At 36.2% G+C, this 26,332-nt stretch carries 19 protein-coding genes and 2 pseudogenes; 2 read left to right on the top strand and 19 right to left on the bottom strand.

Translation table 11 applies throughout. The features are described from left to right. Window positions 1–10: 10 nt before the first annotated feature. From JR312_RS00935 to JR312_RS00855, 17 genes and pseudogenes are all read right to left on the bottom strand, one after another. On the bottom strand, window positions 11–250 hold the full coding sequence (locus JR312_RS00935) for a hypothetical protein (protein ID WP_274978974.1): 240 nt from the start codon (window positions 248–250) through the stop codon (window positions 11–13). A gap of 32 nt (window positions 251–282) precedes the next feature. Further along, entirely contained in the window at window positions 283–1,581 is a 1,299-nt protein-coding gene (locus JR312_RS00930; RefSeq protein WP_416647486.1) for a hypothetical protein, read from the bottom strand. A gap of 10 nt (window positions 1,582–1,591) precedes the next feature. After that, window positions 1,592–2,917: an IS4 family transposase gene (locus JR312_RS00925; RefSeq protein ID WP_264339118.1), complete on the bottom strand. Its 1,326-nt coding sequence runs from the start codon at window positions 2,915–2,917 to the stop codon at window positions 1,592–1,594. 65 nt (window positions 2,918–2,982) lie between these two features. Beyond that, window positions 2,983–3,216 (bottom strand): head-tail joining protein, encoded by a 234-nt coding sequence (locus JR312_RS00920; protein ID WP_416647485.1) that lies wholly within the window; start codon window positions 3,214–3,216, stop codon window positions 2,983–2,985. Window positions 3,217–3,306: 90 nt separating this feature from the next. Next, a complete protein-coding gene (locus JR312_RS00915; RefSeq protein WP_010962476.1) occupies window positions 3,307–4,308 on the bottom strand; it encodes a major capsid protein in 1,002 nt (333 codons plus the stop codon). Between the two features lie 77 nt (window positions 4,309–4,385). Then, window positions 4,386–4,757 (bottom strand): head decoration protein, encoded by a 372-nt coding sequence (locus JR312_RS00910; protein ID WP_070356777.1) that lies wholly within the window; start codon window positions 4,755–4,757, stop codon window positions 4,386–4,388. A gap of 23 nt (window positions 4,758–4,780) precedes the next feature. Further along, a protein-coding gene (locus JR312_RS00905; protein ID WP_416647484.1) for an IS110-like element ISWpi14 family transposase occupies window positions 4,781–5,793 on the bottom strand; the annotation gives its coding sequence in 2 pieces (ribosomal slippage) (window positions 4,781–4,905 and window positions 4,905–5,793; 1,014 coding nt in all). Between the two features lie 429 nt (window positions 5,794–6,222). After that, the gene (locus tag JR312_RS00900; RefSeq protein ID WP_015588915.1) at window positions 6,223–7,317 is read right to left on the bottom strand and encodes a S49 family peptidase; all 1,095 of its coding nucleotides are present in this window, start codon (window positions 7,315–7,317) and stop codon (window positions 6,223–6,225) included. A gap of 65 nt (window positions 7,318–7,382) precedes the next feature. Next, window positions 7,383–8,800 (bottom strand): annotated as a pseudogene (locus JR312_RS00895) (phage portal protein). Window positions 8,801–8,919: 119 nt separating this feature from the next. Then, window positions 8,920–9,228, bottom strand: coding sequence for a type II toxin-antitoxin system RelE family toxin (locus tag JR312_RS00890; RefSeq protein ID WP_010082196.1), 309 nt, complete (start codon window positions 9,226–9,228; stop codon window positions 8,920–8,922). Then, entirely contained in the window at window positions 9,209–9,430 is a 222-nt protein-coding gene (locus JR312_RS00885) for a hypothetical protein (RefSeq protein ID WP_010082195.1), read from the bottom strand. The genes JR312_RS00890 and JR312_RS00885 overlap by 20 nt, the downstream gene beginning before the upstream one ends. Before the next feature lie 200 nt (window positions 9,431–9,630). Then, window positions 9,631–10,044: a hypothetical protein gene (locus tag JR312_RS00880; protein ID WP_010082194.1), complete on the bottom strand. Its 414-nt coding sequence runs from the start codon at window positions 10,042–10,044 to the stop codon at window positions 9,631–9,633. Between the two features lie 45 nt (window positions 10,045–10,089). Continuing rightward, on the bottom strand, window positions 10,090–10,311 hold the full coding sequence (locus JR312_RS00875; RefSeq protein WP_010082193.1) for a gpW family head-tail joining protein: 222 nt from the start codon (window positions 10,309–10,311) through the stop codon (window positions 10,090–10,092). After that, on the bottom strand, window positions 10,311–12,137 hold the full coding sequence (locus JR312_RS00870; RefSeq protein WP_416647483.1) for a phage terminase large subunit family protein: 1,827 nt from the start codon (window positions 12,135–12,137) through the stop codon (window positions 10,311–10,313). The genes JR312_RS00875 and JR312_RS00870 overlap by 1 nt, the downstream gene beginning before the upstream one ends. A 169-nt stretch (window positions 12,138–12,306) precedes the next feature. Further along, window positions 12,307–12,798 carry a MarR family transcriptional regulator gene (locus tag JR312_RS00865; RefSeq protein WP_010962472.1) on the bottom strand — a complete coding sequence of 164 codons (492 nt, stop codon included), beginning with the start codon at window positions 12,796–12,798 and terminating at the stop codon, window positions 12,307–12,309. 16 nt (window positions 12,799–12,814) lie between these two features. Beyond that, complete coding sequence (locus JR312_RS00860) at window positions 12,815–14,044, bottom strand: DNA modification methylase (RefSeq protein ID WP_095742730.1); 1,230 nt, start codon at window positions 14,042–14,044, stop codon at window positions 12,815–12,817. Window positions 14,045–14,170: 126 nt separating this feature from the next. Then, window positions 14,171–14,539: pseudogene (locus tag JR312_RS00855) on the bottom strand (Holliday junction resolvase); the annotation flags it as partial. Between the two features lie 852 nt (window positions 14,540–15,391). Here JR312_RS00855 and JR312_RS00850 point away from each other — a divergent pair. Both JR312_RS00850 and ltrA read left to right on the top strand, forming a co-directional pair. Next, window positions 15,392–16,396 (top strand): virulence RhuM family protein, encoded by a 1,005-nt coding sequence (locus JR312_RS00850; protein WP_010962468.1) that lies wholly within the window; start codon window positions 15,392–15,394, stop codon window positions 16,394–16,396. A 585-nt stretch (window positions 16,397–16,981) separates the two neighbouring features. Beyond that, entirely contained in the window at window positions 16,982–18,295 is a 1,314-nt protein-coding gene (gene ltrA, locus JR312_RS00845; RefSeq protein ID WP_006280268.1) for a group II intron reverse transcriptase/maturase, read from the top strand. A gap of 1,165 nt (window positions 18,296–19,460) precedes the next feature. Here the strand turns inward: ltrA and JR312_RS00840 are convergent. Both JR312_RS00840 and JR312_RS00835 read right to left on the bottom strand, forming a co-directional pair. Next, a complete protein-coding gene (locus tag JR312_RS00840; protein WP_006280189.1) occupies window positions 19,461–21,656 on the bottom strand; it encodes an AAA family ATPase in 2,196 nt (731 codons plus the stop codon). 707 nt (window positions 21,657–22,363) lie between these two features. Next, window positions 22,364–25,891 carry a DEAD/DEAH box helicase gene (locus JR312_RS00835; RefSeq protein WP_044471241.1) on the bottom strand — a complete coding sequence of 1,176 codons (3,528 nt, stop codon included), beginning with the start codon at window positions 25,889–25,891 and terminating at the stop codon, window positions 22,364–22,366. Window positions 25,892–26,332 lie beyond the last annotated feature (441 nt).

Raw genomic sequence — 26,332 nt, 5'->3', positions numbered from 1 at the left:
ATTTCAGATATTATAGCCTTTTACTTGTTTCCGGACAACCTCTTAGAACTTTTTCAGCAAATTTCTCATTAGCCTTTACCAGCTCTAAAACTTTACGATCATCATCACCAAGCGTATACCCTTTGGCTATCGCCTCATCGATGATATTTTTCGTTTTTTCTAAAGTTTCTTCATAAAAATGATCGATTTCAGCATTTTTTTCACTGATTTCAATATCGATTTCATCGATTTTACTGTTTTGTTCAATCATGTTTTTTCTCCTATTTTTAAATTTATTTCATGTTAGCACCTTATGTAGTAGTCACACTTATCGTCAGTGATATTAGGAATGTGGAATATAGTTGTTCCCTTATTGTTAATATCATTGGCAATCATGTCTGCGAGTTGCTCTGGTGTCGTATCTTTTGTTGCTTTGACTTCTCTAAATTCTTTGGCGGTAACATTAGTTGGTGCTTTTCCATCACCATCAACACTCCACCATATTACTGTGTTAAAATTGTTACCAGTTTGGGTGTTATGAGATGTTTTAAGACCTATAAAGTCTCCTGCTTTCACTTCTTTAAATTTCAAGACATACAAGCATCTTTGCGTAAACAAAGCTTTATGCTGTATAGCATAGGTTATCACTGAATTTTTACCAGCAAACAGAACATTCGGTTTTCCTGGTGTTCTCTTGTCCGTTGCTGATTGTTTGTAAATAACGTAATCACCCCATGACTTCATTAATAAATCACTAGAATCACCATGAATGAAACTAGGGTAATCTCCACCACTAGAACTAATACTTGTACCATGTACTGAAGCCATTGAATACACAAACCATGGTGAAAACAAAAAGTAACTTTGTGAAGTACTAGTAGTATTATTATTGTGTTGCAAAAAAGTAGCGCTAACCGATGGTATATTTAAAGGAAAACCAATATCATAAACTCTACTACTAAAATTAACTGGATTAAAAAATCCACATAAACCTGAAGGATACGGAAATTGTTGATAATTAAGACTTACTGTCAAATAAAAAAAATTCTTTTTAACAGAGTAATTTATTTTAGTTTGCTCAGTTATTTTATCAATACCTTTATTGTATGGCACAACATTATTTGTATAATTATAAATTGAATTTAATTTAGTTATAGTTTGAAAATAACCTGGAAAATCAGAACCAGAACCCGCAAATTTTATCTCCCTTAAATTCATATTAGTCATTAGAATGCCACTACTTAAGTAATTAGTGGTAATGTCAAACGTATGACAACAAGTAGTAAGGTCTATGCTATTTGCTGCTGCAACATATTGAAAATCATAGTTAACATCTGAATTAGCATAGAATGTAGTTTCTAGCCATAGATGACCTATATCATCACCTTCGGGCTTCGGATTTACTACTCCATCTCCCTCGAATTTAACTTTAACATTATTATCCGCAATAAACTTCTTAATATACTCACTTGATATTGCATTAAACCAATTTGGTATGTCTTTGGTTTTAAGCATATCAAATGTAATTGGAGCATGATCTAGCTTGTTATATAGCCTTTTGTATTCAATGCCGAGCGGACTAATACCTGTTGAATCAAGCATACGCGTCAAGTTAAGAGATTGTGAGCAAATTTAGAGAGGTTAAAGTGGATACTCTAGCCCTTCTACGTTTGTCTTTTAATGAAAATCGCGACCAAGTTATAGTGAGTTTTTTAAGAAATGCTTTTAAACTATTAATTTTGGTTAATACTAAAAATAACTCTCTAACCCGCCTTTTTAGCTCAATAAATGCCTTTGTTAAGCTAAGTTCTGTATTCTTTTTCACTTCTGTGCAACCAACTATGCCGTGAAATATAAGAATTGCGCACAATTTAGCATATAGTTCACATAATACTCTGCATGGCTTTCCTTTTAGCTTATCAAGCCTGATATGGCTTTTATACAATTTAAATAATAACTCAATTTGCCACCTTACTCTGTAAATCGTTAATACTTGCTCAGCACTAATTTTATTTTCTGGAACATTAGTTATAAATATTGACCAGTTCAACAATTTTTGATTTCTTTTAGAGGATGTATATCCCTGCGATCTTGCTAATCTATTAGCTTTCCTTCTTCTGGCCATAGACTGTTCTTCAGTTAGTTTCTGACATATAATTCTTACTCTAATTTTTGCTTCTTTTCCTAACAATACCTCGTTTTCTAAAAATAACTTATCCTCTAAACATTCTAATAACTCCATTTTTTGATTTGTTTCTACATCATATATGTTGGTATCGGATTTATAACGACTTATGAAATAAGCTCCTATTTCATTGATTTGTTTAAAAGAACTTGGCACAAAATAACCGAGATCAGATATTAGCAAATCATTGCTTAATATATTACTTAAATGTTTCCTATATCCCTGGTCTGATCTTACCCCCTCCGTTAAATTAAGTTGGTCTATTATCTGATTCATGTAGTCGAAAACTAATTGTAACTTTATTCCAGACTTAGTATTGCTTTCATAGCCACTGTAGCTAGTACCATAACCTTTATACATCTCTTCCATACTGTTAGGTAGAGTAATATAGCTACTGTCCAATAATTTAACACTATTAAATTGCTGTAAGATTTTGCAATCAACTTGCAAGATATTTTTAAAGAGAATCACAGATTCATTATACATCCTTTTCATAAATTCCACTGCTTCTTCAGTAAATCTAAAATCCAAACCTTGTTTTGTTATATCTATCGAGTCCTCGTTTAGTAATTGACACATTGTTTCTACGCTACAATTATCAACTCCTATATTACCCAAGACCATGGCTTTTACGAATGATGAACCTTTTAGCTTTCTCTTTCTTTTTATAAACCTTGTTGTAATTGAGATTTTCTCTGCTTTTTCATTAAAAAATTCTTTGAGCTTTTTTGATAAGCAAGTTATTTTATTCATTGGTTCTCTCACTAAAAGTATATCTGGGAGAACTTATACCTTATTATTCTATCTCTTTCATACCTTTATTTCCTTAACTTGACGCGTATGGTATCTACTACTGGCTGCAATACATCGAATATACTCACCTCCAAAATCAATATCTCCCCTACAAATTGTCCTTCACCAATCTCGTATAATTTATCTGGCTGTTGTTTTAATATTTGCACCATATATGACTTATCCTTTGATTCATACAACGCTTGCTGCCCTAGATGTGCAAAACAATCTGCAAATAATCTTTTAATATCTCTAAACATAATTTTTTAGTTGCTTTTTATTCTTTAGTTGATATAATGCTTCCTGTTCGGGGTATTAAAAACAATCTGCACTTAGCTTTACCTCACCTGTTATGCAGCAAGTTTTACAAGTATACCTGGGCGATGGCACATTGGTAGAGGGTTTGATTGGGTATGAAGGTCAGTCCCTCTATCAAATCTTCTTGGCTCTTGTTTTGCATAGAGCGGTTGTCCTAGTGTATTTACCGTTTCATTAAAGTCCGCTGGCGCAAAGTAAGTAGTAAATGTGCTTGCTGTACCAAGTGGAAAACAGTGACCTGTATCTTTCTCAATAAATCTTCTCACGGTTCCTTCAGGATCAGTTGCTTGTCCTCTGTATTCCTCAAATGTTATTCCACAAAACGTAAATCCTGATCTCATATCATTCCGAAGCGCTGCTCCTTCTTGCCATCTTTCATATGCTTCTTTTACTTTACTATGCGAAGTTAATGCATCAAAAAATTCAGGGCTTACCAAAGCATGTACTCCTGTCATATATTCACCACTTAGATTATCTTCTATATGCCGGAGTACTTCCATACACTTACGCTTTACATCTGTTGTTGCTATTCCCAGTGCAAAATTTACTACTTTTGGCGTAATTTCAAATTCGTTGTAAAGATTTAACAATTCACTGCCATCAGCGTCCAGAATAATCCCTTTCAACGCCCCCATTCGCAAATGTTCTAACGTTATCGCGTGCTTGTTCCTCATCAATTCCAGATGATCTGTTACCACGTTAGCCAACGCTTTCAGTTCATTCTCTGACCCAAATGCCCTTATCCCTTGCACTTCCTCAGGTAACACTACGTCATCATGGGGAATATGTGGTATCGTAAACGTTCTTATTTTTCGTTTTCCACGTTTTCCCACTGTTGCTGGTGCTCCGGGAACTTGCGTTGGTAATAGGCTCAAAACACCGTTTTGCTCTTCTATCGTAATATGTCGGAATCTTACCGATCTACTTGGAAATAAATTTAAGCTTTCTGTTCGACCATAATTTATCGGCAATATGTTTATTGCTTTAGTTAATTCCGTCATACTAAATGCTGAATTTGTAAATGGATTTTGCATGTTTTTTCCCCTTTAATGCTGTAGATGTTTGTTGGCTTTTAAGCCCTTTGCGAATGATTAAGATGTTTGCTGGGCTTCTAAACCCCTTTGCGGATAATGATGCCTCGTGCTTCAAGTTGCTTTATTGCTGCAGCTTTCTGCTCTTCTGTTATATTTGCTGGCCACACAACTGCATGATCTGCTAGCATTGCTATACGTGTAATGATTACTGCTTTGGTATTTTCTTTCACGTTTACATCACTTGCTATCACTCCTATAGCTGTTTGCGTACCATCTGTTGCAGTTGGATTGATAATCTTAATTACATTATCTTCAATATTACAGCCAACTACAGTACCCAAGCTTAGGTTTTGCCCCTTTGCTACTGTTATTTGGTCTCTTGAGTATAGATTTGATGCCTCATACTTTAATAGGTCACCAAGGTTATTTTGTTCGGTTATACAACTCATAAATGTTTCTCCTATGATTGTTGTCAATAAGAAATTTCATATTTTGTAAAATCTTTGAAAATCCAGTTGTTTTTAAGAGTATAGAAAATAGTTGTGAGAAACTTCCTAGCAGTAGCAATAATAGCCTTAGCAGAACCACGCTTTTTTTCACACGCTCGTAAAAACTTTTCAGATAAGGACTATAACGTATAGCAATCCAAGTACACTGTACTAAAGAAGTACGCCCAATTTTTGATCCACGTTTAGTAATTCTTCCAATTGTGCATTGTTGATTGGATTGAGAAACTCGCGGTACAACTCCAAAATAAGCTGTAAGTTTTTCAGGATTACTAAAATCATTAATATCACCAATTGTTGCAACAAAAACTGCTGCAGAAATCGCACCAATACCTTTAATGCTGATGAGATTATTAAATCCAGGAAGCTGCTGAGCAAAAGCTATAATTTCCTTTTCAAGTTTTTTGAGACTTTCTCGAATGACTTCCAGATTACTGCTAATCACTTCAATCTCAACCTTTTCCAAGTGACTCCAATCATGTTTACCAAGAGAGCATTCAAATCCCGCTTTGATTGTCAGTACTTCCTTTTTAATCTTTATTCCGTGGTAATTGAAAAGTCCATGTATTTTATTGATTAAAGATACCCGTGATTTTACTAACTGATCTCTTGTTTTAAGAAGAGAAGCTAACTGTTGGCATTGTTTGCTCTTGCATTTTGCTTCAGGCAACATATCTTTGCTGAGAAAAAAAGCAATAGCTCTTGCATCATGTTTATCTGTTTTGTTCACAGAACGACGAATAACTTCAAATTGCAAGGGAGCAACCACAACAACGCGCTTAACGTAAGGTGACACTTCATCATAAAAGAAACAGCTATTTCCCGTTGCCTTTAAGGCTACTTCATCTGTTTCTTGAAGATTTTTGATAAAATTACCTAAATCCTGTAAGCGAAACGTTTTAATATACTCTGGTTTTTCCTGTTCTAAGTAGCAAGCAGTGAAACTATTAGTATGTAAATCAACACCTATGTAACGCATAAATCTTCTCCCTTATTGAATACTCCAACATATCAGAGTAGAATATTACCGGTTGGTCCATTCTCCTATACGCGGTCACTAAATTTTATAGGCCGCACGATGGTTTTCGGTGGCAGGGGCGATTAATCTCCTTCACGAGGTCTTTTTCCTATACTGCAAAAAGCAGAAAGGGCCTCACAAACATTTTCAATCTGCCACCTATCCACTCTGAGAAGGTATTATCTTCTCATGCTTCCAACCAAGCAATAACTATTCATACCATCTCCTTAATTGTTTTACCGCCGCTTTTGTTAGTGTTATATACGGCGGTTACAAGATTTGTTTACCGCGGTGTTTAAAGTTGCTATACGTCGCGGTGAAAACTTTATAATTGGCTATTCTGGCGGACTTGTTTACCGCGGCATTTGTAATTGCTGGTACCTAAATTTCTCAAATGCCAGATTGCGCTCGAGTTCTTGCTACCTGCATCATTAAATCTTCTGATGAACTTTGTGGTATTGTGCTCAGTATCTCTGTCTTCTTCGTTCTCTCCGCCAGTATCGACATTAATATCTCTTGGGCTTGTTTTGCGTTTACATCCTGCTCAATAAATTCTCCTATCTTCTCTGGCATCTTTGACAAATTACACAATCTTATTACCTCTAATACTTCCTTGCGGCACCTCTCATAACCTATTCGTTTTGATTCTTCCATTAACTCATCAGCATCGATGGTGTGGCCCTTATAGTTAAATTCAGCTTTACTCATATTGTTTCTCCTATCTATAAATTCAGAATATGTTATCACTTCATCAGCAAGTCCAATCTCTATTGCTTTCTCACCAAAATATAGCCCTGCTTCCGTTGATTTGATTTTTTCCGTGGAAAGATTCCTATTTCTTGCTACAAGCTCGACAAACATCTCATATAGGCGGTCTACTTCATCTTGTAAGCTTTCCACACTTTCTGATGTTATCGGCTCATGCGGATTTAAATCGTTTTTTCTCTTTCCTGCAAATACTGTGGTATATTTTATCCCCTGTTTTTCATCAAACCCACTTTGATCTATATGACTTGCTATTACTCCTATGCTTCCAACTCCTGAAGTCCTCGTTACCAATACTTTTTCAGCACTTGACGCTATTGCATACGCCGCAGAATACGCATCATCATTTGCTATTGCTACGATCTTTTTTAATCCCCTTGCTTCGTAAATAAAATCAGAAAGGTCGAATAAACCGTTTACTTCCCCTCCAGGGCTGTCTATGTCCAAAATTATTGTTTCTACTTCTTCATCTATTAAAGCTTTTTCTATCTCTTCACGTATCTTCTCATATGATGTCATTCCCAACATGTCATCAAAAGCTCCTGGTTTCTTGGTCAAAATTCCATGTATTGGTATTATTGCTATTTTTTCTACGTTGTTTTCTGCAGTGTGTTTTATGTTTTTAAACGTAGGGTGTTTTCCAGCATGTAATGACAATAATTCAAAACTCCTTTGCTCTATCATCATCGGCTTATTCATCCAATTTATTTGTGTCGTCATATGTTTTTAAAATTTTTTATTTGTGTCTGGGGCAATAAAAACCCATTTGTCATAGAAATAGAATTTTATATCATTTCAGCATTAGAATTCACATCAGAATCAAAACTTAAGCCCAGTTCACTCGCACGTCTTTGATCCTCAGCAATTTCTTGGTCTATTTCTTCTACATCATAACCTAGTTCTGAAACCACTTCCGATCGACTCTTAAATCCATTTCTTACTGCCATTTGCTGTGCTTGCTGGTCTTTTAGTGGATCTACGTAAGCACACCCTTGCGGTATCCATTTTACCTCTTTTGCTGTTTCTTTTGCCCAATTTTCACCTATGTCCAGTTCTCCAGAGAGTAGTGCTAATTCTAGCCACCTATTCCATACTGGCCGGCAAAGCTGAAATACTACCACGTTATGCTGTAACATCGCGCACTTCCTACGAAACTCTATTAACCCAGCTCTTATTGATGAATAATTGACACCACTTAGATCTCCTGTTAGCTGCTCGTAAGTTATCCCTGTGCCTACTGCTATTGCCCTAAGCTGCTGTTTCATGAATGCTTCATAACTTCCCCCAACGTCTGATGGTTCCGAGAACTTAATATCTTCTCCGGGATCAAGTAATTGCATAGTCCCAGGTTCTAAGCCAGACAGCGCTACTCCATGTTCATTACTCTCTCCTTCTCCCATGATGTTTGCTTCAGGATCAAGTCTGGTAATAAATCCCGCAAACATTGCTGCAGTCTTTTTTCTGACTAATTCCGCATCATCGTATTGATCAAGTTCATAGAGCTTTAACAGTACACTGGACAACCATGGTACTCCTCGAATCTGCCCAGGTCTTAGTGGTCTATAGATATGTAAAACATCGTTTGCTGGCACTCTAACTGATTCTCCAAACGAGCCTTCACCCGGATGTTCTCGAAAAAGGTAATACGCTTCTCTTTGCCCAAGTCGGTTAAATTCAATCCCGTTTCTAATTACATTACCATTGGCAAGGGTTTGATTGCTCTTATTGTCTAAATGCTCTGACTCAAGTACTTGTAATTGCAACGGCACACAAAGACCATCTTCTCGTTTTCTTGTTCGAAGTCTTACAAAACATTCTCCTCCTTCTATCATGCTCCTACAAACCAAAGCTTGTAACCCATAAAATCACTTACTCCACTACTGTCTGCTTCATCTGTCCATCTCAGCCATAATTCTTGCACTTTTTTCCGAAATTCTCCATCCTTGGCTTTTGATTGCGGTTTTATTCCCGTTCCAACGCAATTACTCACTATCGTATCGATTATGTTTGCCGCATAGGAGTTCTTTCTTACCATGTCACGTGACCGACTACGCAGGTGTTCAAGGCTCTGGGAAAGTAAGCTATTTATACTTCCTACTTCTGGTTGAAAGTGCAATAATCTTCTTCCTGAGCCTGACGCATCCCAGGCTGAGCTCTTGATTTTTGGTTTGCGGAATAATTGTTTGAATGATTTGAGTAACATTTAGACTATTAATTGGGCAATAAATTGTTGCGCTATTTAAAATTACGTCAAGCTGCTGGAGAAAACAAGCTGTTGACATTTTCTATTTATGCAAGAGATTCCTGCACAAATGTCTTTTCTTAATGTTTTAGTAGATCTAATATTGCCTGCTTGTAAATGTTGTCCCTGTGTCCTATTGAAACAATAGTTACTTTACGTTCTGCAGTATTTACACGATAGACGACACGATAATCATCAACTCTTATTCTTCTGTGTCCTTTTAATCTATTACGTAGCAATACACCATTACCAATGGGATCAGTTGCAAGATACTCTCTTATTGCATCTTTAATTTTTGGCTTTATAGCTTCTGGTAAGGAGGGCAAATTCCTTTTAAGAACATGCTTAAGGTATTTTATAGTGTACCGCTTATTTCCAGATGTCTTCACTATCCTCTACTTCTTCTGAATCGTCAGCATCAAGCTCCCTAACAATTTTGGAAAACGCAATGTCTTCTGCTTCAAGCTCAATTGCTTCTTTGATTAGCTTTTCTGTTAATTTTTGAACAGACTGCTTAGTTGCTTTAGCTAGTTCAATAAGATGCTGTGAAGTTTTTGGATTGAAGGTTACATTAACTCTTGAGTTTACCATATGTTTAACCAAACCTAGATGTTACACTAATTATACAGTATCTCTTTTAATTTTTCAATAAGTATTTCTTTATACAATCCCTTTGTTCGTCGAAATCACAACTCTCCTCTTTACGTCCCGGATCTCCTTTAAATACTTAACAATTGGTTAACCAATTTCCTCAGCTTTTTTCCGTTAGGATAATTTTTTCCGCATTCAATTTAAACCATTAGATGTAGTCTCCCTGCCATAACATGCTCTATAGTAACGTCTGTTAAAAACGTACTCACTTGCTCATTAAAGCTTTCTCGATCATAAGGAATATCTTGTCTTCTACCCAATTCTTCTGATGTTCTTCCTCCAGCACTCCTAATAGCACCTTCTAATTCTCTAAATGCATTGTTATTTATTCTCGGCCTTTCATTTATTCTTGGATTATTACCTTGACTGTCAAACATAATTGCACAATCTAAAGCTGTAAACTGCCTGCCATCAAGAGTCATAATAGTATCATTAATGTGATCTTCTCCTAATTGATTGACAATCTCTAATGCCCTTGTATTACTACTCCCCAAAGAAATAGACCCCATTTCTTCAAGTAGTTCTCTTTGCAATCTTTCTACATTTCCTATCATGTTACCCCTATATTTATAAATTATCTAACGTACAGTATTACATTTTCACTTGTCAATTCCTTTATTCGTTGAAATAACAATCTTTCTCTTCACACCTGCAACTTTCAGCTCAGCTTTAATGCGTTGTCTTAAGCTCAAGAGGTCATTTATCTGCACTTCTCCGTACCTAACCACGTGATCGCCATATGCAATCGATACTACTCTTTCCCCGCTCTGTAGCTTCTTTATCGCTTCTTTTACTTGAGTTAAATATTCTTGGTTGTACATCAACTTTTCTCACTCAACCATTGACTTCTTCTCACTTTTTTTGACTTTTTAGCTTTTTCACCTACTAAACTCTCCCACTTACTCTCTGGCCAACGATCAATCCCCAGGGCAATAGACGCTGCTCTTGCGTAAACTCTGCAATCTAATACTTCATTTCGGTCTCTTATCTTTTGCCACTCTTGTTTGGTATATCCTTTTACTACTTTGGTAATTAGTTGCTCTGCGGTTAGCTGCTTAAAATATTCAGGTGGATATTCGGGAAAATGACAATATCCCGGCGCCCCTTCTGTTAAAACATTCAGCAACTGAAACAATTCTGACTTTAATATCGATACTCCAACTGGCCAGAGCTTTATTCCTCTTTTTAGCTTTTGTCCGCCAACTGTTACATCTACTCTACTTGGGCTGTTAAGCGGCACTAGGGCTTTGTTTACCCCTTTCACTGCCATTACTCTTCCCGATCCTTGATGACTTCTTACCCAATTGTATACCTCCTGTGTTGCATACCCAGCATCTACCGCCATCATACTTATCATGTATTCAAGCCCATTTTCACCGATAAAATGATGATTCAAGAGCTCTGACAGTTTCCCCCATACTTCTCCACTTCCAGTATCACCTTCTAATACCTGATAGTCTATTGACCAACTCTCACGACCCATACCCCATGCTACTACTTCTGCTTCTAAGCGGTCTTTTTGTACATCAACCCCTGCCGTTAACACTATTTTTCCACCTTTTGGCACCATGCCTATCGGAAAATTTTCTCGACGCTCAAATAGTTGCTTCCAGTCTGGTACTTCTCCCTTATCTACCCAGGTTTCTCCGAGTGTTGTATTTATCCAAACTTTTAGTAATTGTTCATTTTCCTTTGCATGCAGATAATCTTCCACTGCTTGTTTCCAACTATACCAACCAACTGGGCTATACAAGCTCGATAAATGAAACCCTATTTTTGCCTCTTTTTTTCCCTCCTCCCTAGTTGCTCTCCATTCACCTCTAGCTAGCATCTCTGTTTTTTGATGGTTTTCTATTTTGCCGCTGCATTCTATACACACATAATGGGCTGTTGAGGGATCTTTATCTTTCCACTTTATCTGTGGCCATTTCAGCACCTGATAGTGATCACAATGTGGACAAGGTACAAAAAAGTATCGTTTGTCTGAACTCTCAAATTCCTTCTCTATTCTGCTTATTCCGTGAACCGTTGGTGTTGAAACTAAGAATATTTTTCTCCGCGTAAATGTATTAGTTCGGGCTATGCTGAGTAAAACTGGATCTCCTTCTCCTCCTGAATCTCCTGGATATGCATCTACTTCATCTAAAAAAAGATATCTTACCGGCATTGAACGTAAACCCACTGGACTGTTGGCACCTGTTACTACTACCGTTCCTCCGGGAAATTCCTTACTTTGTACAGTGTTGCCTGAATCTCTCGACCTTGGGTCTTTTATTTTACTCCTTAAACATGACGTATCTTCAATGAGCGGCGCAAATCTTCCCTTTGACCAACGCTTGCCCATTTCTACTGTTGGCTGTACTACCAGCATAGGGCCTGGTGTTTGGTCGATTATATATCCTATCCAGTTATTCCCAGCTTCTGTTCCGCCTATCTGCGCTCCTTTCATGAATACCACTTTTTCGGCCGGTGAAGACGAAGATAGTGAATCCATTATTTCCTTAAGGTACGGCGTTCTCTCTGTTCTCCATTTCCCCGGCTCTGATGATGCTATCGTTGAAAGTTGACGATTTCTATCTGCCCACTCTGATACTTTGAGCAGTGGATCTGGCTTTAACCCTGTATAAAAGCTACTGCTATATATCATAATGCCATCTGCTGCAATTTTTATACTTTTACACAGCTAAGAGAAAAAGGTATTTTCCCTCTACAATAAGTATCTGCTGACGCTTTACTTAAAATCATTATTGCAACTAATATGTGAATTAGGCTCACCAAGGCGATAAGACGCTTTTTCAGTAATTTATATGTAGTCATTAAAATACACTTTGTGTCAGCTCTTCTAAAGCTGTTCTGATTTCCTCAGTCAGTGTCTCATGGATCTTCTCTGTGTCATTTATCGATGCTAGTAACGCTGAAACCCTATCTGGAATGTTAAGCAAATTATTACGGACAACTCTTGCAACATTAAATGCTTCAGTCTTTACTTCTTCTACTGAGATAAGTTCACCAATCTCAGCTTTTGCTTTTGCCTCGAGCAGTCTTCCCCGCTCCATCTCATTTTTTATCCGCGTTTTTAGCAACATCATGGAAAGTTTATTATTTCCCACTTCTTCACCTTCTGGATTTTTTCTCCTCAGTGGTTGACTTGGATCTCGTATTGCTGCCACCGCTTCATTTGCTTGTTCTCGGTCAATCAAACCATCCTCCAGCTCAACTATTCCTTTCTTTACTAAGTAACAGACGTATTGCTTTGAAACTCCTAGTTCTCTTGCCCATTCCGTCTGCGTGATTTTTCCTCCTTCCACTTTTTTCTCCCTTCTTTTACCGTTTTTCTTCTTGAATTTGGGCAAAGGTTTTGCCAGTATTGGAAAGTATCGCTTCTCTTCCCGTGTATACTTGCCAACGTTTTATGGTCACATCTACAAACGTAGGATCTAGCTCTATCGTTCTACAGATTCTTCCTGTCCTCTCACATGCAATCAACGTACTCCCAGACCCGCTAAATGGATCAAGAACTATGTCCCCTGGTCTACTGCTGTTTACTATCGCTCTCTCCATTAACTCCACTGGTTTCATCGTTGGGTGCAGTGAGTTGTACGTTGGCTTATCGTAAAACCAGAGATCACTTTGATTACGTCCTCCATGCCACTCACGCTTATTGCCATTTTTCCAACCGTAGAGTATTGTTTCGTATTGTCTTTGATAATCAGATCTTCCTAGCGTAAAATGATTCTTTGCCCAAATTATAAATGTCGACCAACGACCACCTGCTTCTTCAAATACCTTTTGCAGCGTTGCCAGCTCGGATGATGATGCACAGATGTAAATTGCACCTTTGGTGTACGCTAAAACGTGAGAACAAATGTCATACAGAAAAAGTTCGTATTTTTCACCTTGATCATCGTTTAGTATTTTTTTGTCTTCTCTTTCCTGACTGTCACCATATGCTACGTTATACGGAGGGTCACACACGGTAATATCTGCCATTTTATCGTCTAATACCGCTTTAAATGATTCAACCAGACAACTATCACCACAGTAGATTCGATGACCACCTAAAATCCATAGATCCCCTGGTTTTGTTATTTTTACCTTTTTGCTATCACCGGCTAAGTCGGAAAAATCTTCTTTTTCACTGTTTTCTCCATCTAAATCATCAAGAAAACGTTGAACCTTTTCCAGCTCAAATCCAGTCATTTTTAGGTCAAACTGCAAATCTTCTAACTCTTGAATTTCCAACTTCAAAAGATCATCGTCCCACTTTGCCCAGTTAGCTGATTGATTTGCTAGTAACCGAAAAGCTTTGGTTTGGGCTTCACTTAAGTTATCACTGAGGACTACTGGAATACTTTCCATACCCAGTTTTCTTGCTGCTTTGAGGCGTAAATGACCATCAACCACAGTGCCATCGCTTTTTGCAACTATTGGAATACGAAACCCAAATTCCCGAATAGAGGCGCACATTCTGTTTACTACATCGTCATTCTTGCGAGGGTTGCGATCATATTCGACAAGATTTTCAATAGGATAGTAGTGTGTTGCTAAGTTCATATTAGTGTATTAAATTGCTATGTTTAAATTCTTAACAAAAAGTTAATAATTAAAAAACGTCTGACGCTGGAGAAGGTCCGGGGTTTCGCTCCCAAATCAGCCTTGCTGGCGGGAAGGACCCACTTCCTATGTGCTATCTAGCATGTTAAAATCTTTACTAAAATTATTAACATAGAACATCAACGCCAAAGCATCCCCCTCATTGTCATCTTGAGGAATAAACCCTTTTCCCTTCACAGCTTCAATAACTTCACTTTTACTTGCATTACCCTTACCGGTGATAAAGCGTTTTATCGTCTTGACAGGTACACCTTGATAAGGTATATTGTTTTCCTCGCACCAAGCTGTTAAATGAGCTAGAAAGCCTCCGTAGCAATGAGCAGCATCAGTTCCAAGGTGTCTTCTTACTTCTTCAAAATACACTGCTTCAATATCTGAAAATCTTTCCCTCATCTCATTGAGCCACCTACGAAAATTTAAGAAGTGCATTCCACCTGGCTTTGTTGCATCGCTAGCTATGATGGATTAAAGATAAAAAAGATAGGGAATATCAGTAGCTTATTATTCTGGTATTTATAACAAGAACGGTCAGTGAATACCTAAATTTGAGTAAAAGAAATTTCACTACCACTCACTAATCTGGCTAAAATTCAAGAATTTCAATGCTTTAGCTATTTTCAATAGAATTAAATTTATTAATATAAATAACAAATTACTATTCTTAAATTTGATCAGATTGATTGCAAAAAAATAAGAATGCCATTTATTCGAGTTCTAAGGGGTATTATATGCGTTCTTTGGTAATAGTAGTATTTGTACCCTAAAGTTGCATCTAGCCTTAAAACAAAGTTTTTACCTCATCTAAAAAAATACAAATTCTCAATTACGTAACTTACCAAAAGCCTAAATTTCTTTTGCTTCCTTCAATCTTTTCTACTCTGTTTATTTGCCGACTTTTGTGTTTGAAGCACATCTACACTCAATGCCCCTATACTCCGGATTTCTCACCACTTTTTCCGGGATTTTCTGAAAAAAAGTTAAAATAATTTGAATGCAGCTCAGAAATTAAAGAGAGCCTAAACTTTAAGAACCCGCTAAACGGAAGTCCGACCTCCTAGACACCTTACTATTTGAGTTGTTTCCATTTTGGAAATAACTGTTTACTGGAGCTGAGAAGAGGTCACATGAATTTTTGATAAAACAGATATTCCCCTCTATCCAGCTCATTAATAAGTTATAATAGCCCTCTAAAGACGTTTTAAAGAATTTAGTTGCAGTAGAGACAATTAATTGGTTAAATTCCTATTGATGATCAATGGTTTGTTTGTAAGTTATAGGAGATAGATAATGGATGAGAATAAGATTGTATTTTATACTACTCCAGGTGGAAATATAGAAATTGAAGTTTTATGCAGAGATGAAAATCTTTGGCTTACGCAAAAAAGGATGGCTGAATTATTTGATGTACAACTGCCAGCTATTAGTAAGCATATCAAGAACATATTTGAATCTGGTGAATTACAGGAAAAAGAAGTTGTTTCCACTTTTGAGGTAACCGCTGCAGACGGTAAAAATTACCCAACACAACTTTACAATTTAGATACAATTATAGCTGTTGGTTATCGAGTTAATTCTAAAAAAGCAACATTATTCAGAGTATGGGCTACAAAAGTTTTGAAGGATTTTATTATCAAAGGATTTGCTTTAGATAGTGAACGACTAAAAAACGGGAAAAAGTTTGGCAAAGACTACTTCAATGAATTACTTGAAAAAATCAGGGAAATACGAGCATCCGAACGTAGATTTTACCAGAAGATTACCGACATTTATGCCGAATGTTCTGCAGATTACGATCCAAATTCAGAAATAACAAAACAATTTTACGCAAAAGTACAAAACAAATTATATTGGGCAATTTATGGTTTAACTGCAGCAGAGTTGATATGTTCTCGGGTTGATCACAAAAAACCACATATGGGGCTAACTACATGGAAAGATGGTCCAGGTAAAAAAATTCACAAGAGTGATGTAAGTATTGCGAAAAATTACTTAACTGAAGAAGAACTAAGTGAACTAAACCACATTGTTTCGATGTATCTAGATTATGCAGAACTTCAAGCAAAAAAGAATCGGCTGATGAAAATGCAAGACTGGGCTGAAAAATTGGATGCATTTCTATTATTCAATGATTATGAAGTACTTAAAGATGCCGGTAAAGTTAGTGCTGAAGTTGCAAAAGCCCTGGCTGAAGGAGAATACGAAAAGTACAGAGTTATACAGGACAAATTACATGAATCTGATTTTGATGAATTAATTAAAGCAAGTAAAGAAAGTGAGAAAATAACTATCTAACTACAACAAAAACCAGCTTGTAGTTGAGTTATCTGTGTTTGACATCTTGTTTACCACCTTTTGTTTTAATTTTAAGGGGGGTGAAAAATTGTGTGCGCCAAGAAGTGCGTAAGGAACAGTTGGTGAAAATCCAACACGGGTAAAGCTTAGCCGGCAACCTGGAACAAACCATTATGCTGCGTAAGGTAACGAGCGTAGTAAAGCTAATGGAATGGACAACATAGGGTGCAACGAAAGTGAAGGTATTGAGTCCCGTAATTCACGCGTCATGGGGGCTGACACTTTACATTTGGTGGAAGGCAACATGGGTAATAACGCTAAGGCAAGATATTACTCACCTCATCGGGATCGAAGGCCGCGTCATGTGTTGAGATGGACCTTACGTGAACTTGGGAGATCCTTTGTATTCCTGTAAGGGTACTCTGGAACAAGTCAATAAAGGCGAGGACTGGAGGAAGATGCAAAGGAAGTCGGACTAACTGATAGTACTCGGAGTGTGGGAAAGCCACATACAAGGGGAAGCGGTTAGCAATATAGTGACTGGTATAGGGATTGCTATACCAATACAACAGAGATTAGAGGAGTATGCAAGGAAAACTAAACCAGATAGCAGTAAGGGCTAAGCAAGATAAGCGAGTAAAATTTACATCATTAGTTCATTTGATTAATGAAGAGAATCTTGCAGAGTGTTATAAGGAACTAAAACGCAACAAGGCTTGTGGTATAGATCGTGTGACAGTGGAAGCTTATGGAGAAAATCTAGAAGAGAAACTTAAAACACTAGTGGATAGTATGAAGAGAAAACAATATCAACCGCTACCAGTGAAAAGGGTATACATACCCAAAGCCGGGAGCAAAGAGAAGCGCGGTCTCGGAATACCATCAACGGAAGATAAGTTGGTACAGGTAATGCTAAAGAAGATATTAGAAAATATTTATGAAGCAAACTTTATGGACAGCTCGTATGGATTTCGACCAGGAAGAAATTGTCATCAGGCGATAAACGCTCTAGATAAAGCAGTTATGCACAAACCAATTAACTATATTGTAGAAGTGGATATCAAGAAGTTCTTTGATAATGTTCAACATAAATGGCTAATGAATTGTCTAAGGGAACGAATAGCTGACCCAAATTTATTGTGGTTAATAAAACGATTTCTAAAGGCAGGAATAGTCGAAGTTGGATGTTATAAAGCAACCGATCAAGGCACACCACAAGGTGGTATAGTAAGCCCTGTATTAGCTAATATATACTTACACTATGTGCTGGACTTATGGTTTGAAAAGAAATTTAAGCCAAAAGCCAGAGGATATTTACAGCTAATAAGGTTTTGCGACGATTTTGTAGTTGGCTGCGAGAGGGAAGAAGACGCAAAAGAATTTCTAGAATTACTGAAACAAAGACTAAGTAAATTTGGGTTGGAAATAGCTGAAAATAAAACAAAAATAGTAAAGTTTGGTAAGAAAGAATGGTATCAAGCAGAAAGAGAGAAACGTAGGACGGCTAGCTTCAACTTTCTAGGATTTACACATTATTGTGGAAAAAGTCGTAATGGTAAACTTATGATGAAGCAGAAAACTTCAAAAATAAGCCTAGCCAGAAAGATTAAAGAAATCAAAGAATGGTTGAAGATGGTACGAAGTCGTATCTGTCTCAAAGATTGGTGGCAGAAACTTAAAGCCAAACTAACAGGACACTATAGCTACTTCGGAGTTAGCGGAAATTATCGGTGTTTGATTCAATTCTATCGACCGGTAACAAAGTTAGCATTTAAGTGGATAAACCGACGTAGTCAAAAGAAAAGTATGGATTGGGAACAATTTATACACTATTTAAAAGTAAATCCATTACCAAAACCAAAGGTATATGTTTCTTTATACACAGGAGCACTAGTGTGAACGCTGTATTGTGGAGCCGTGTGCGGGAAATCCGCAAGCACGGTTCTTTTGGGGAGACTATGGTTATGAGACCAAATCGCTGGTTTCAAGGTCATGAGTCTCTACCAGACCCCCTCCCTTCAGAAAGCCCTATATCTCTGCTTTTTTTGACTACTACAAAAGAAGCTTTTCTGTTGGAGACGTAAATAAACTTTGCTCTTTGTCTCCATTTTAAGCAGCAATCAAATTTTACGAGCTTCTGTCTCTTCTTCTATGGCAGTAACTTCAAACTTTTTTCCTTTAGCTTCATCTACAATTTGCTGATAAAGATTGTTTCATCACTGAGAGTTTTGCAATCAATTGCTCAGAGGTTTGCAATAAAAGTTGTTGTATTCTCATATAGTCTCCATTAACCCCTTATACTCACCACAAGTTGTTCAATCTTTTTTGAAAAATTTTCTTTGCAACCAACAAAAAAACATGATAGACTAGCTTTAGGGTTTTTTGTAATAAATAAAAATTTGAGATAAAAAATAATTTAGAAATGCCTTATAATCGATTTTTAAGCTACCTTACATGAGCAACTTAGGTCTTGGTGGTATAATTGTACCCTGAAGTCGTAGAATCGTTTTAAAACCGCATTAGCAGACCAACGTTTATTTGAGTTTTATCAGCATAAAAAAAAGATGAGAGTAAGAGCCTTTTAAAAACGCACTAATTGTATTTTTCATTAAATGTAAATATCTTAATAATATTTTGTGGCAGCCTTTCTGGACTTCTTTCTTTTTGCTGTTTAAGTTATTGTACTTTATTTGTATTTTACTATTATTTTATATTATCTATTATTATTTATTACTATTATATATATATAATATATAAGGGTTTTAGGAACGCAGAATCCGCTATACTGGCTGACTTCAGACACATAATAACTAGGAACACTTTTAGGAATAGAGGGCAAAAGGTTAGGATTCAAGCGATCTTTAGCTTCCTAGTTTCTCATTACTTATTTAGTAACCAAGGAATCAGGAATATAATTCAACCATTTGATGTCTTATCCCTTTTTAATTGAAATCATAACTTATAATAGGGTTGTGGCTCCGAAGTTAGATTGAGTAGATGGTAGATTGAATAGAGAAAATAGGGCAACTCTAAAATATTTAAAGAGCCACCCATAAAGAAAGACTTATCCTAACATTAAATTTTGCCTATAGCTAAAATCTTCAGCTCCAAGAGTGAACTTTCCTATACCACAAGCAAATGGTCCAGTTGGAATGTCAAGCCACTTATCCTCTTTTGCACCTGTAGACATTCCTTTAACTAACTGCTTTGCTTGTAAAAGTTCCTGAACTATACGCTCTAGTCGATCTCTTCCCATACTGTGGAAAATCTCAGGTAGCCTATGCCGTTGTTTATATACTCCTGTGCTTCCTGTGTGAGTAAATGGGTGTCCTGCAACAGCAGATCGTGTAATTGCATCAGTAAGACATATTTTAAGGTCTTTTTCACTAGCATTTTTAACTGTTAGTTGTATTGTTATATCTTCTAGTAGCCCTGTTTCCTGATTTCTTAGGTAAGTTCTTACAGTGCGATCAGCTAAACCATTGGCCTTCACAACTGCCCCATGAAACAAAGCATTCTGTCTTGGTGTTTCTCCTACTGCCTTAAAGATTTCTAGCCTAGCTGTATTTTCTATTGGCCAAAAAGCGTATGAGCATCTAACACCATTAACAAGAGCAGAGGTACCTCTAATTGCATCGCGTGCTTGTTCAGCAGTTAATATTGGTTTTTCTCCTTTTGGCTTTCTCATGTGATGAGCAGTAATTATCGAAGCTCCAGTACTACATGCTAAATCAGATAATAAGCACATTAGATAATCCCCTACAGCAGGATCAGCATTTATATCTGCATGGATAAATGAAGCAAGTGGATCAAATACTATCAATTTCAGATCTTTAATTTCCTCGAGCTGTTTCATTACGGATTCGAATTCAGGAGAAACTTCGACGATTTTACCACGAACATTTCTGAGTATTGTAAGTGATCCTCTGACGTTTGGCAGTGGTACAATAAATAATTTATCTTTATGTTTCAACCTTTCACACTTAGGGTCGAGTCGTTCTAAGCGGCGGTGTATCTCACTTGCATCATCTTCTGCTGAAAAAATCACTACTGATCCATGTTCAGTAACAAGTGAACCAAAGCCACACATCTGATCCTTATCACTTGCAACCTTAAGCGCTAGGTCAAGAAGAAGCATACCTTTGCCTGTATCTCCCATTGCTGCTATTATTGAAGTAACACCTAAAGGAAATAGACCTTCAACAAGAAACTTTTGCTCTGGTACCGGACCTACAAAGCGCTCTGCACTCCAATCTAAAATGTTAAGTGGCTGTTTTGTGGATCTTTCTAAACTTTTCATATTTGAAGTATCAGTAGCTGGAGTATCAATAGTAAGCAACGGAGTTGAAGCTAAAAACTCTTTGACATCTATACCTTCCTCTACACAATCAGCAGCATCCCATTTCTCAGGCTTACCTCGAGGAATTTCAAGCACAGCAAGTGATGCAACTCCGATCTCTAAAAGCTTTTTTTCAGCATTTTTTGCGTATTTATTACCTGCTTCATCATTATCTGGCCAAATGATAATATGCTTACCTTTAAGTGGTGACCAGTCTGTTTTATCAATTGGTGCGTTTGCTCCAGACATTGCTGTTGTTGCTGTGATACCTTGTTCTATCAGCGCTTCTGCACATTTTTCCCCTTCAACCAGAACAACTTTATCAGACTTTAAAATACTTGGTATGTTATAGAGAGGTCTTACTTTTGGCGCACCATACCGAGATTGTTTAACATCAAAAGGCTTATATTGCTTTTTTCCTTTAGGAGGATCAGAACGATAAATTTTTACAATGACCTGACCATTTTCATCATAATAATTCCAACTGTGGGTAATAAATTTCTCGAAGTCTTCGTCAGCCTTTGCGCATTTCTTGTTATATCCAAGACATTCACTTATAGAGGCCATCACTTCACAAAAGTCTCTCTTTGTATCTTTTCCCTGTGCACCTGCCCAAATATCAAGAACATCACCTTTCTGCCCAGTTGCAAAATCCTGCCAGAGTCCGGCTTTTCCACCAGTTAATGCTACTCTGAGGCTTTGTCCTTTGTTACCATGCACATCACCTATTCGGAATTCATCTCCATGAAAAGTTCCCCTTGGGAATAAATAAGAAAGGCATGATCTTATGTTTAATAATAGTTGTCTTTTTATTTCTTCTACATCAAATTGCTCTAATGGTTCTACAGTATTATTAAAATCATAATATTCATCATTTAAAGTATTTTTTTGTTTGACATCAGTTAAAAAATCTTGTACCATAAGTTGAAACTCCTTTTAAGATTAAGCGTTTGAAAGGTTTTTGAGTAAGGCTGTTTTGATTGGGGTCTTACTCTTTCATTATGTAAGTAAAAACTACGGTGGGGGTTCTCTTGGCAAAGCTTGAAAAATATATTAACAAGTAAAGGAAGTCAGTTCAGGTGAAAAGTGAGGTTTTAGTATCTTCTTTCTTTTAAGGAAAAATACTCTATTATAATTCTACTACATTTTACTCACCATGTCAACCACTTAGTTTTTATTCTGTTGATATATTTAAAATAAATTAAAAAAACTAATGTTTTCTTTCTGCTATATAATTCATAATGGTGTCTTTGATAGAAAACCCTCTACTATATATATACCGGGTTTCTTATGACTTTTTCTGAAAAAATTAAAAACTTTTTTCTTTGGAGGAGTTTGGCCTACCTATTAATGATAATCTTTTCAAGCCATCTGTAAAAATGAAAAGTTTCTGAAAACGGCAATTACTTTTTGGTTCATGAATAGAATTATTAAAGATGCTTTTTATTCAAATTTTAAAGGGCATTACAGGTGCTAAAGGGTACAGTTTAAAGTGGAATCACTTTAAAACGTAATTACAGGCTTTTTGCCTACCAATGAGACATAAAGTACGAAATATAAATCTTTGTCTCTATTTTGAACTATTAGCGGTAGTTAGCTGGTTCTTTACATTAAATAACTCAGCTATATTATAGTGCATTTTTTATATTAACTAAATCTCTTAATTGATCGTTGTTAAATTCTGTAATCCAACTCTCGCCACTACTTATAGTTAGGTTTGCTAATTCCTTCTTGCTTTGAATCATCTCATCAATACGCTCTTCAAATGTACCTGTTGAAAGTAGCCTGTACACCATGACATTACGTTCTTGCCCGATACGATAGGCCCGATCTGTTGCTTGTGCTTCCACTGCTGGATTCCACCATAAATCGTAATGTATTACATGGTTTGCCGCTGTTAAATTAAGCCCTGTTCCACCAGCTTTTAAAGACACTATAAGAATGTTGGACTGGAATAAGTTTTGAAAGTCATTAATCATTGTATCACGTGCTTTTCTAGAAAGTCCTCCATGTAAAAATGGCACTTCTGATTCAAACCTTTCTTCAAGTAGCCTAGCTATAATCTCACCCATTTCAGTGTATTGAGTAAATATCAATGATTTTTCTGCAACTTCACCAATACTAATCAATATTTCCTCAAGCATCTGCATTTTACCGGATTGTTCAATACTCGCACGCTTTTTCTTGCCAAACTGTGATGGATGGTTACAAATTTGCTTTAAAGCATTGATAAGTTTAAAGATTAGTCCCTTACGTTCAATCCCTTCACTTTTTTCTATCTTCTCCATAGTTGTATCAACAACCTTTTGATAAAGCGCTGTTTGCTCTGAAGTGAGGGAACAATAACGATTGTTCTCAATTTTATCTGGTAAATCCTGAATAATGCTTTTATCACTCTTAAGCCTACGTAACATAAAAGGGCTAGTGATTTTCATAAACCTTTCTAGACAAGTTTTATCTCTTGCTTTTTCAATCGGTGTTGCAAAGCTGCTTTTAAACTGCTTAGGAGTACCAAGATAAGATTTGTTGATAAAGTCAAAAATGCTCCAATACTCAAGCAACCTATTCTCAACAGGCGTACCACTCATAGCTATCTTATGTTTTGCTGCAATAGTTTTAATTGCCTTGGTTTGTTCGGTATTAGGATTTTTTATATTTTGTGCTTCATCAATCACGAGCAAAAACCAGCGAATTTTATTAAGTTCTTTTTTATCACGACGTGCAAGACCATAGGATGTTAGAGCTACATCATAATCACTTGCCAATTCTCGATTTTGTCCGTGATAGACGAAAAGCTTTAATTCTGGTGCAAAACGTTCCATCTCTCGTTGCCAATTACTTAATATGCTTGTGGGAGCTACTACCAAGACTCTGTCCCGATCCAAAAACCCTGTATTTTTGCAACACAGAATAGCTGCTATAACCTGTAATGTTTTACCAAGACCCATATCATCAGCAATTATGCTACCAAACCCGTTTTCTATGTTCTGTACAAGCCAACTAAATCCACGTTCTTGATATGGGCGTAGTTGTGCTATTAGATTATTTGGTGTAGTAACAGGTGTGTAAGTATTAAGTTTATTAAATAAGCTTGTAAGCTGCTGGTCAAATGCTACTTTAGTTTCATTTACTTCTCCTGTTAGAGCAGCTTGCATAAGCTCTGCTTGACTTAAATAATCAGGCAATTTATCAAGTTTTTTTAATAAAGCTTCTACCTCTTTGTCATCCAAAAGGACGTACTGATCGACTATTCGCACAAGCCCTCGGGAATCTTTTAGCAATTTTTTAAATTCTGTAACGCTTAGTTTTTTATCTCCTATTGCTACTTTCCAATCAAATTTCAATAAATTTTCCAGCGTTAAAAAGCTTTCGCGATCTTCTTTTATTTTATCTTTAGTAGACAAATTAAGACTTAATTGTGGTTTTAAGATTTTTTGTAAAGATTTCGGCAAAATAACTTTGATGCCTATTGCTCTTAGTACAGGCAAGATATGCAAAAATAATGGTGCAAAATTATCTAAATTAAATGATAATGTGCTATTATCGTCAATCGACTTTTCTAGTTCAGGTATATATTCAGACAAAAGTGCAAGATCAGATAAAATACTAAGCTTTACGTTTTGATTAGAGAGTGCTTTTTCCAGCTTGATGAATGACTTCTCATCATCCAGTGATAACTGTACCTCAAGTTCAAATTTTTCATGGTGATCTTTTATCATTAAATAGAGTTTGTAAGGTTTATCTGCTAAATAAAGACGTGAAAGCCAGAGATTAATTGCTTGCGGTATTTCCTTGTTGCTAAACTCAGTAAACTTGTATGATCTTCCAGTAAAGAATAATTCAAAGATGGATTTATCTCTATGCTTATCCAGTGATGCAGGAAAGTTATCTTCTATATACCCTAAAAGGATGAGAGAGATAGCAACATTTACTTGTTCCTCTGGTTCCATAACGATTTCTTGATATTTAATCAATAGAGGCGGACAAATAGATGATATCTTGCTATGAATTTCCTTAACTGACTCATTAAACAACGCCGGAATCCACCTAATTATTACTTCTCCTCTTTTGTTTTGTAATACTTGTGGTATTAGCGCTGACTTTTCCATTAGCATATGTGCAAACTGTGAAATCATATGCATGAAGCGAAGTTCAGGGTTAAGTTTGTGGAGTAACGAACTAGGAATATCATTTAAAAATCGTGCTACATCCCTCAATACATTTCCACTGAGCCTAAATAAATTAGTTGTACCATTGCTCACTTGAGTAAGGTAATGCTGATCATCAATGAATAGTTGAAATGTTTGCCAATTCTCAATATTTCCCCATCTTTTAATAAATAGCTCCTCTTCTGATAGTTCCTTCTTAGAAGCTGGATAGTACACTAATCTTCCTGCAGGATACTTTTGCCAATGCTTATAAGCTATCTGTAAGATATTATGAAAGTTTTTTTCAAAAAAAAGTGGATTATCTGTTAAAATACTACTGATACAATCAAAAAGGTTAGGAATAGTTGATAAATCAATATCATTTAAAATTGCTTGGTTATGTATTCTAATTTTAGAACATGCCTTAAATATATCATCTATCTTTAAAATGTTTTGAGCATTTTCTAATTTTCCATTCCCAAAATCATCGATAAGTGCTGACAAATTACAATTATGAATATTAAAAATCATGAAGGGGTTTTTATCAATTTCTGCAGCAATAAGATAAATTACAGCAGCAATGTGTTTACAAGGCATAGCCCAATCAGGACAACTACAACTTGCATTCATCTCCTGCCAATTTGAAGGAAATAATTTAATCCCAAGATCATTAAGCTTATCAAACAAGCTGGCTGATAATTGTCTATTTATCAATTTAGCTAATATAGCTGGTGAAGTTTCAATAATTTGACGAATGGTCTGTTGTTCTGATGAGCTTAATTCATTGAGTATAATTTTGACTTTATATGGTTGAGGTTTTGAACCACGATATGGGTAAGATCCTGAGCTATGAACTTTAGCTGTAACTATGTGACCATTAATTTTAATACCAAAAGCTCGACCAGTATTAGCACAAGTTCTGCCACGTGGAAGACGGTTATCATAATCTATTCCGTCAAAAGACTGGAGCCACTTCTTACCCCACCATGTTCTTCCATAAATAGTCATCTTGTAAAACTATATATTTTAACCTAGATAAGCTAGATGCTGATTCTATGGACGATTTTCTCTGAATATGCAAAACTCATCTTGAACTACTACAAAATGTTAATTATAACAACAGAGAGGGCAAAAGCAATAAACACTTATATCAAAGGAAAAATTGATTAAGGGAAAAGTGAAACTTTTTAAAGGTTGTTTAATACCTTTACACCTGTGATTGTAGCACTAATGTTGTGCGATAAATGTACAGTGAAAATGTCATCAGAAGTTACCCAATTATTGAGTAGTTTTTTTTACGGCGTCAAGACTCTTGCCAGCATAGAAAATATCAGTTCCTATATAAATATCCTTATGGGCTAAAAGAAACTTCTATTGGTTGATAGAAAACAGAAAAAAACTATTTAAAAAGTATACTCAACAATATAACAAGGAAGCATAAGTTAGGAA

It is taken from the genome of Wolbachia endosymbiont of Nasonia giraulti (genome assembly GCF_048054155.1).
In the GTDB taxonomy this organism is placed as follows: domain Bacteria; phylum Pseudomonadota; class Alphaproteobacteria; order Rickettsiales; family Anaplasmataceae; genus Wolbachia; species Wolbachia pipientis_C.
Note: the sequence above shows the minus strand (reverse complement) of the source record. Positions and strands in the feature narration are given on the sequence as shown.

What these genes read in the sequence shown, in the direction of transcription:
- JR312_RS00935 (WP_274978974.1), bottom strand. Translation starts at nt 250, where the DNA reads ATGATTGAACAAAACAGTAAAATCGATGAAATCGATATTGAAATCAGT.
- JR312_RS00930 (WP_416647486.1), bottom strand. Translation starts at nt 1,581, where the DNA reads ATGCTTGATTCAACAGGTATTAGTCCGCTCGGCATTGAATACAAAAGG.
- JR312_RS00925 (WP_264339118.1), bottom strand. Translation starts at nt 2,917, where the DNA reads ATGAATAAAATAACTTGCTTATCAAAAAAGCTCAAAGAATTTTTTAAT.
- JR312_RS00920 (WP_416647485.1), bottom strand. Translation starts at nt 3,216, where the DNA reads ATGTTTAGAGATATTAAAAGATTATTTGCAGATTGTTTTGCACATCTA.
- JR312_RS00915 (WP_010962476.1), bottom strand. Translation starts at nt 4,308, where the DNA reads ATGCAAAATCCATTTACAAATTCAGCATTTAGTATGACGGAATTAACT.
- JR312_RS00910 (WP_070356777.1), bottom strand. Translation starts at nt 4,757, where the DNA reads ATGAGTTGTATAACCGAACAAAATAACCTTGGTGACCTATTAAAGTAT.
- JR312_RS00900 (WP_015588915.1), bottom strand. Translation starts at nt 7,317, where the DNA reads ATGACGACACAAATAAATTGGATGAATAAGCCGATGATGATAGAGCAA.
- JR312_RS00885 (WP_010082195.1), bottom strand. Translation starts at nt 9,430, where the DNA reads ATGGTAAACTCAAGAGTTAATGTAACCTTCAATCCAAAAACTTCACAG.
- JR312_RS00880 (WP_010082194.1), bottom strand. Translation starts at nt 10,044, where the DNA reads ATGATAGGAAATGTAGAAAGATTGCAAAGAGAACTACTTGAAGAAATG.
- JR312_RS00875 (WP_010082193.1), bottom strand. Translation starts at nt 10,311, where the DNA reads ATGTACAACCAAGAATATTTAACTCAAGTAAAAGAAGCGATAAAGAAG.
- JR312_RS00870 (WP_416647483.1), bottom strand. Translation starts at nt 12,137, where the DNA reads ATGATATATAGCAGTAGCTTTTATACAGGGTTAAAGCCAGATCCACTG.
- JR312_RS00860 (WP_095742730.1), bottom strand. Translation starts at nt 14,044, where the DNA reads ATGAACTTAGCAACACACTACTATCCTATTGAAAATCTTGTCGAATAT.
- JR312_RS00850 (WP_010962468.1), top strand. Translation starts at nt 15,392, where the DNA reads ATGGATGAGAATAAGATTGTATTTTATACTACTCCAGGTGGAAATATA.
- ltrA (WP_006280268.1), top strand. Translation starts at nt 16,982, where the DNA reads ATGCAAGGAAAACTAAACCAGATAGCAGTAAGGGCTAAGCAAGATAAG.
- JR312_RS00840 (WP_006280189.1), bottom strand. Translation starts at nt 21,656, where the DNA reads ATGGTACAAGATTTTTTAACTGATGTCAAACAAAAAAATACTTTAAAT.
- JR312_RS00835 (WP_044471241.1), bottom strand. Translation starts at nt 25,891, where the DNA reads ATGACTATTTATGGAAGAACATGGTGGGGTAAGAAGTGGCTCCAGTCT.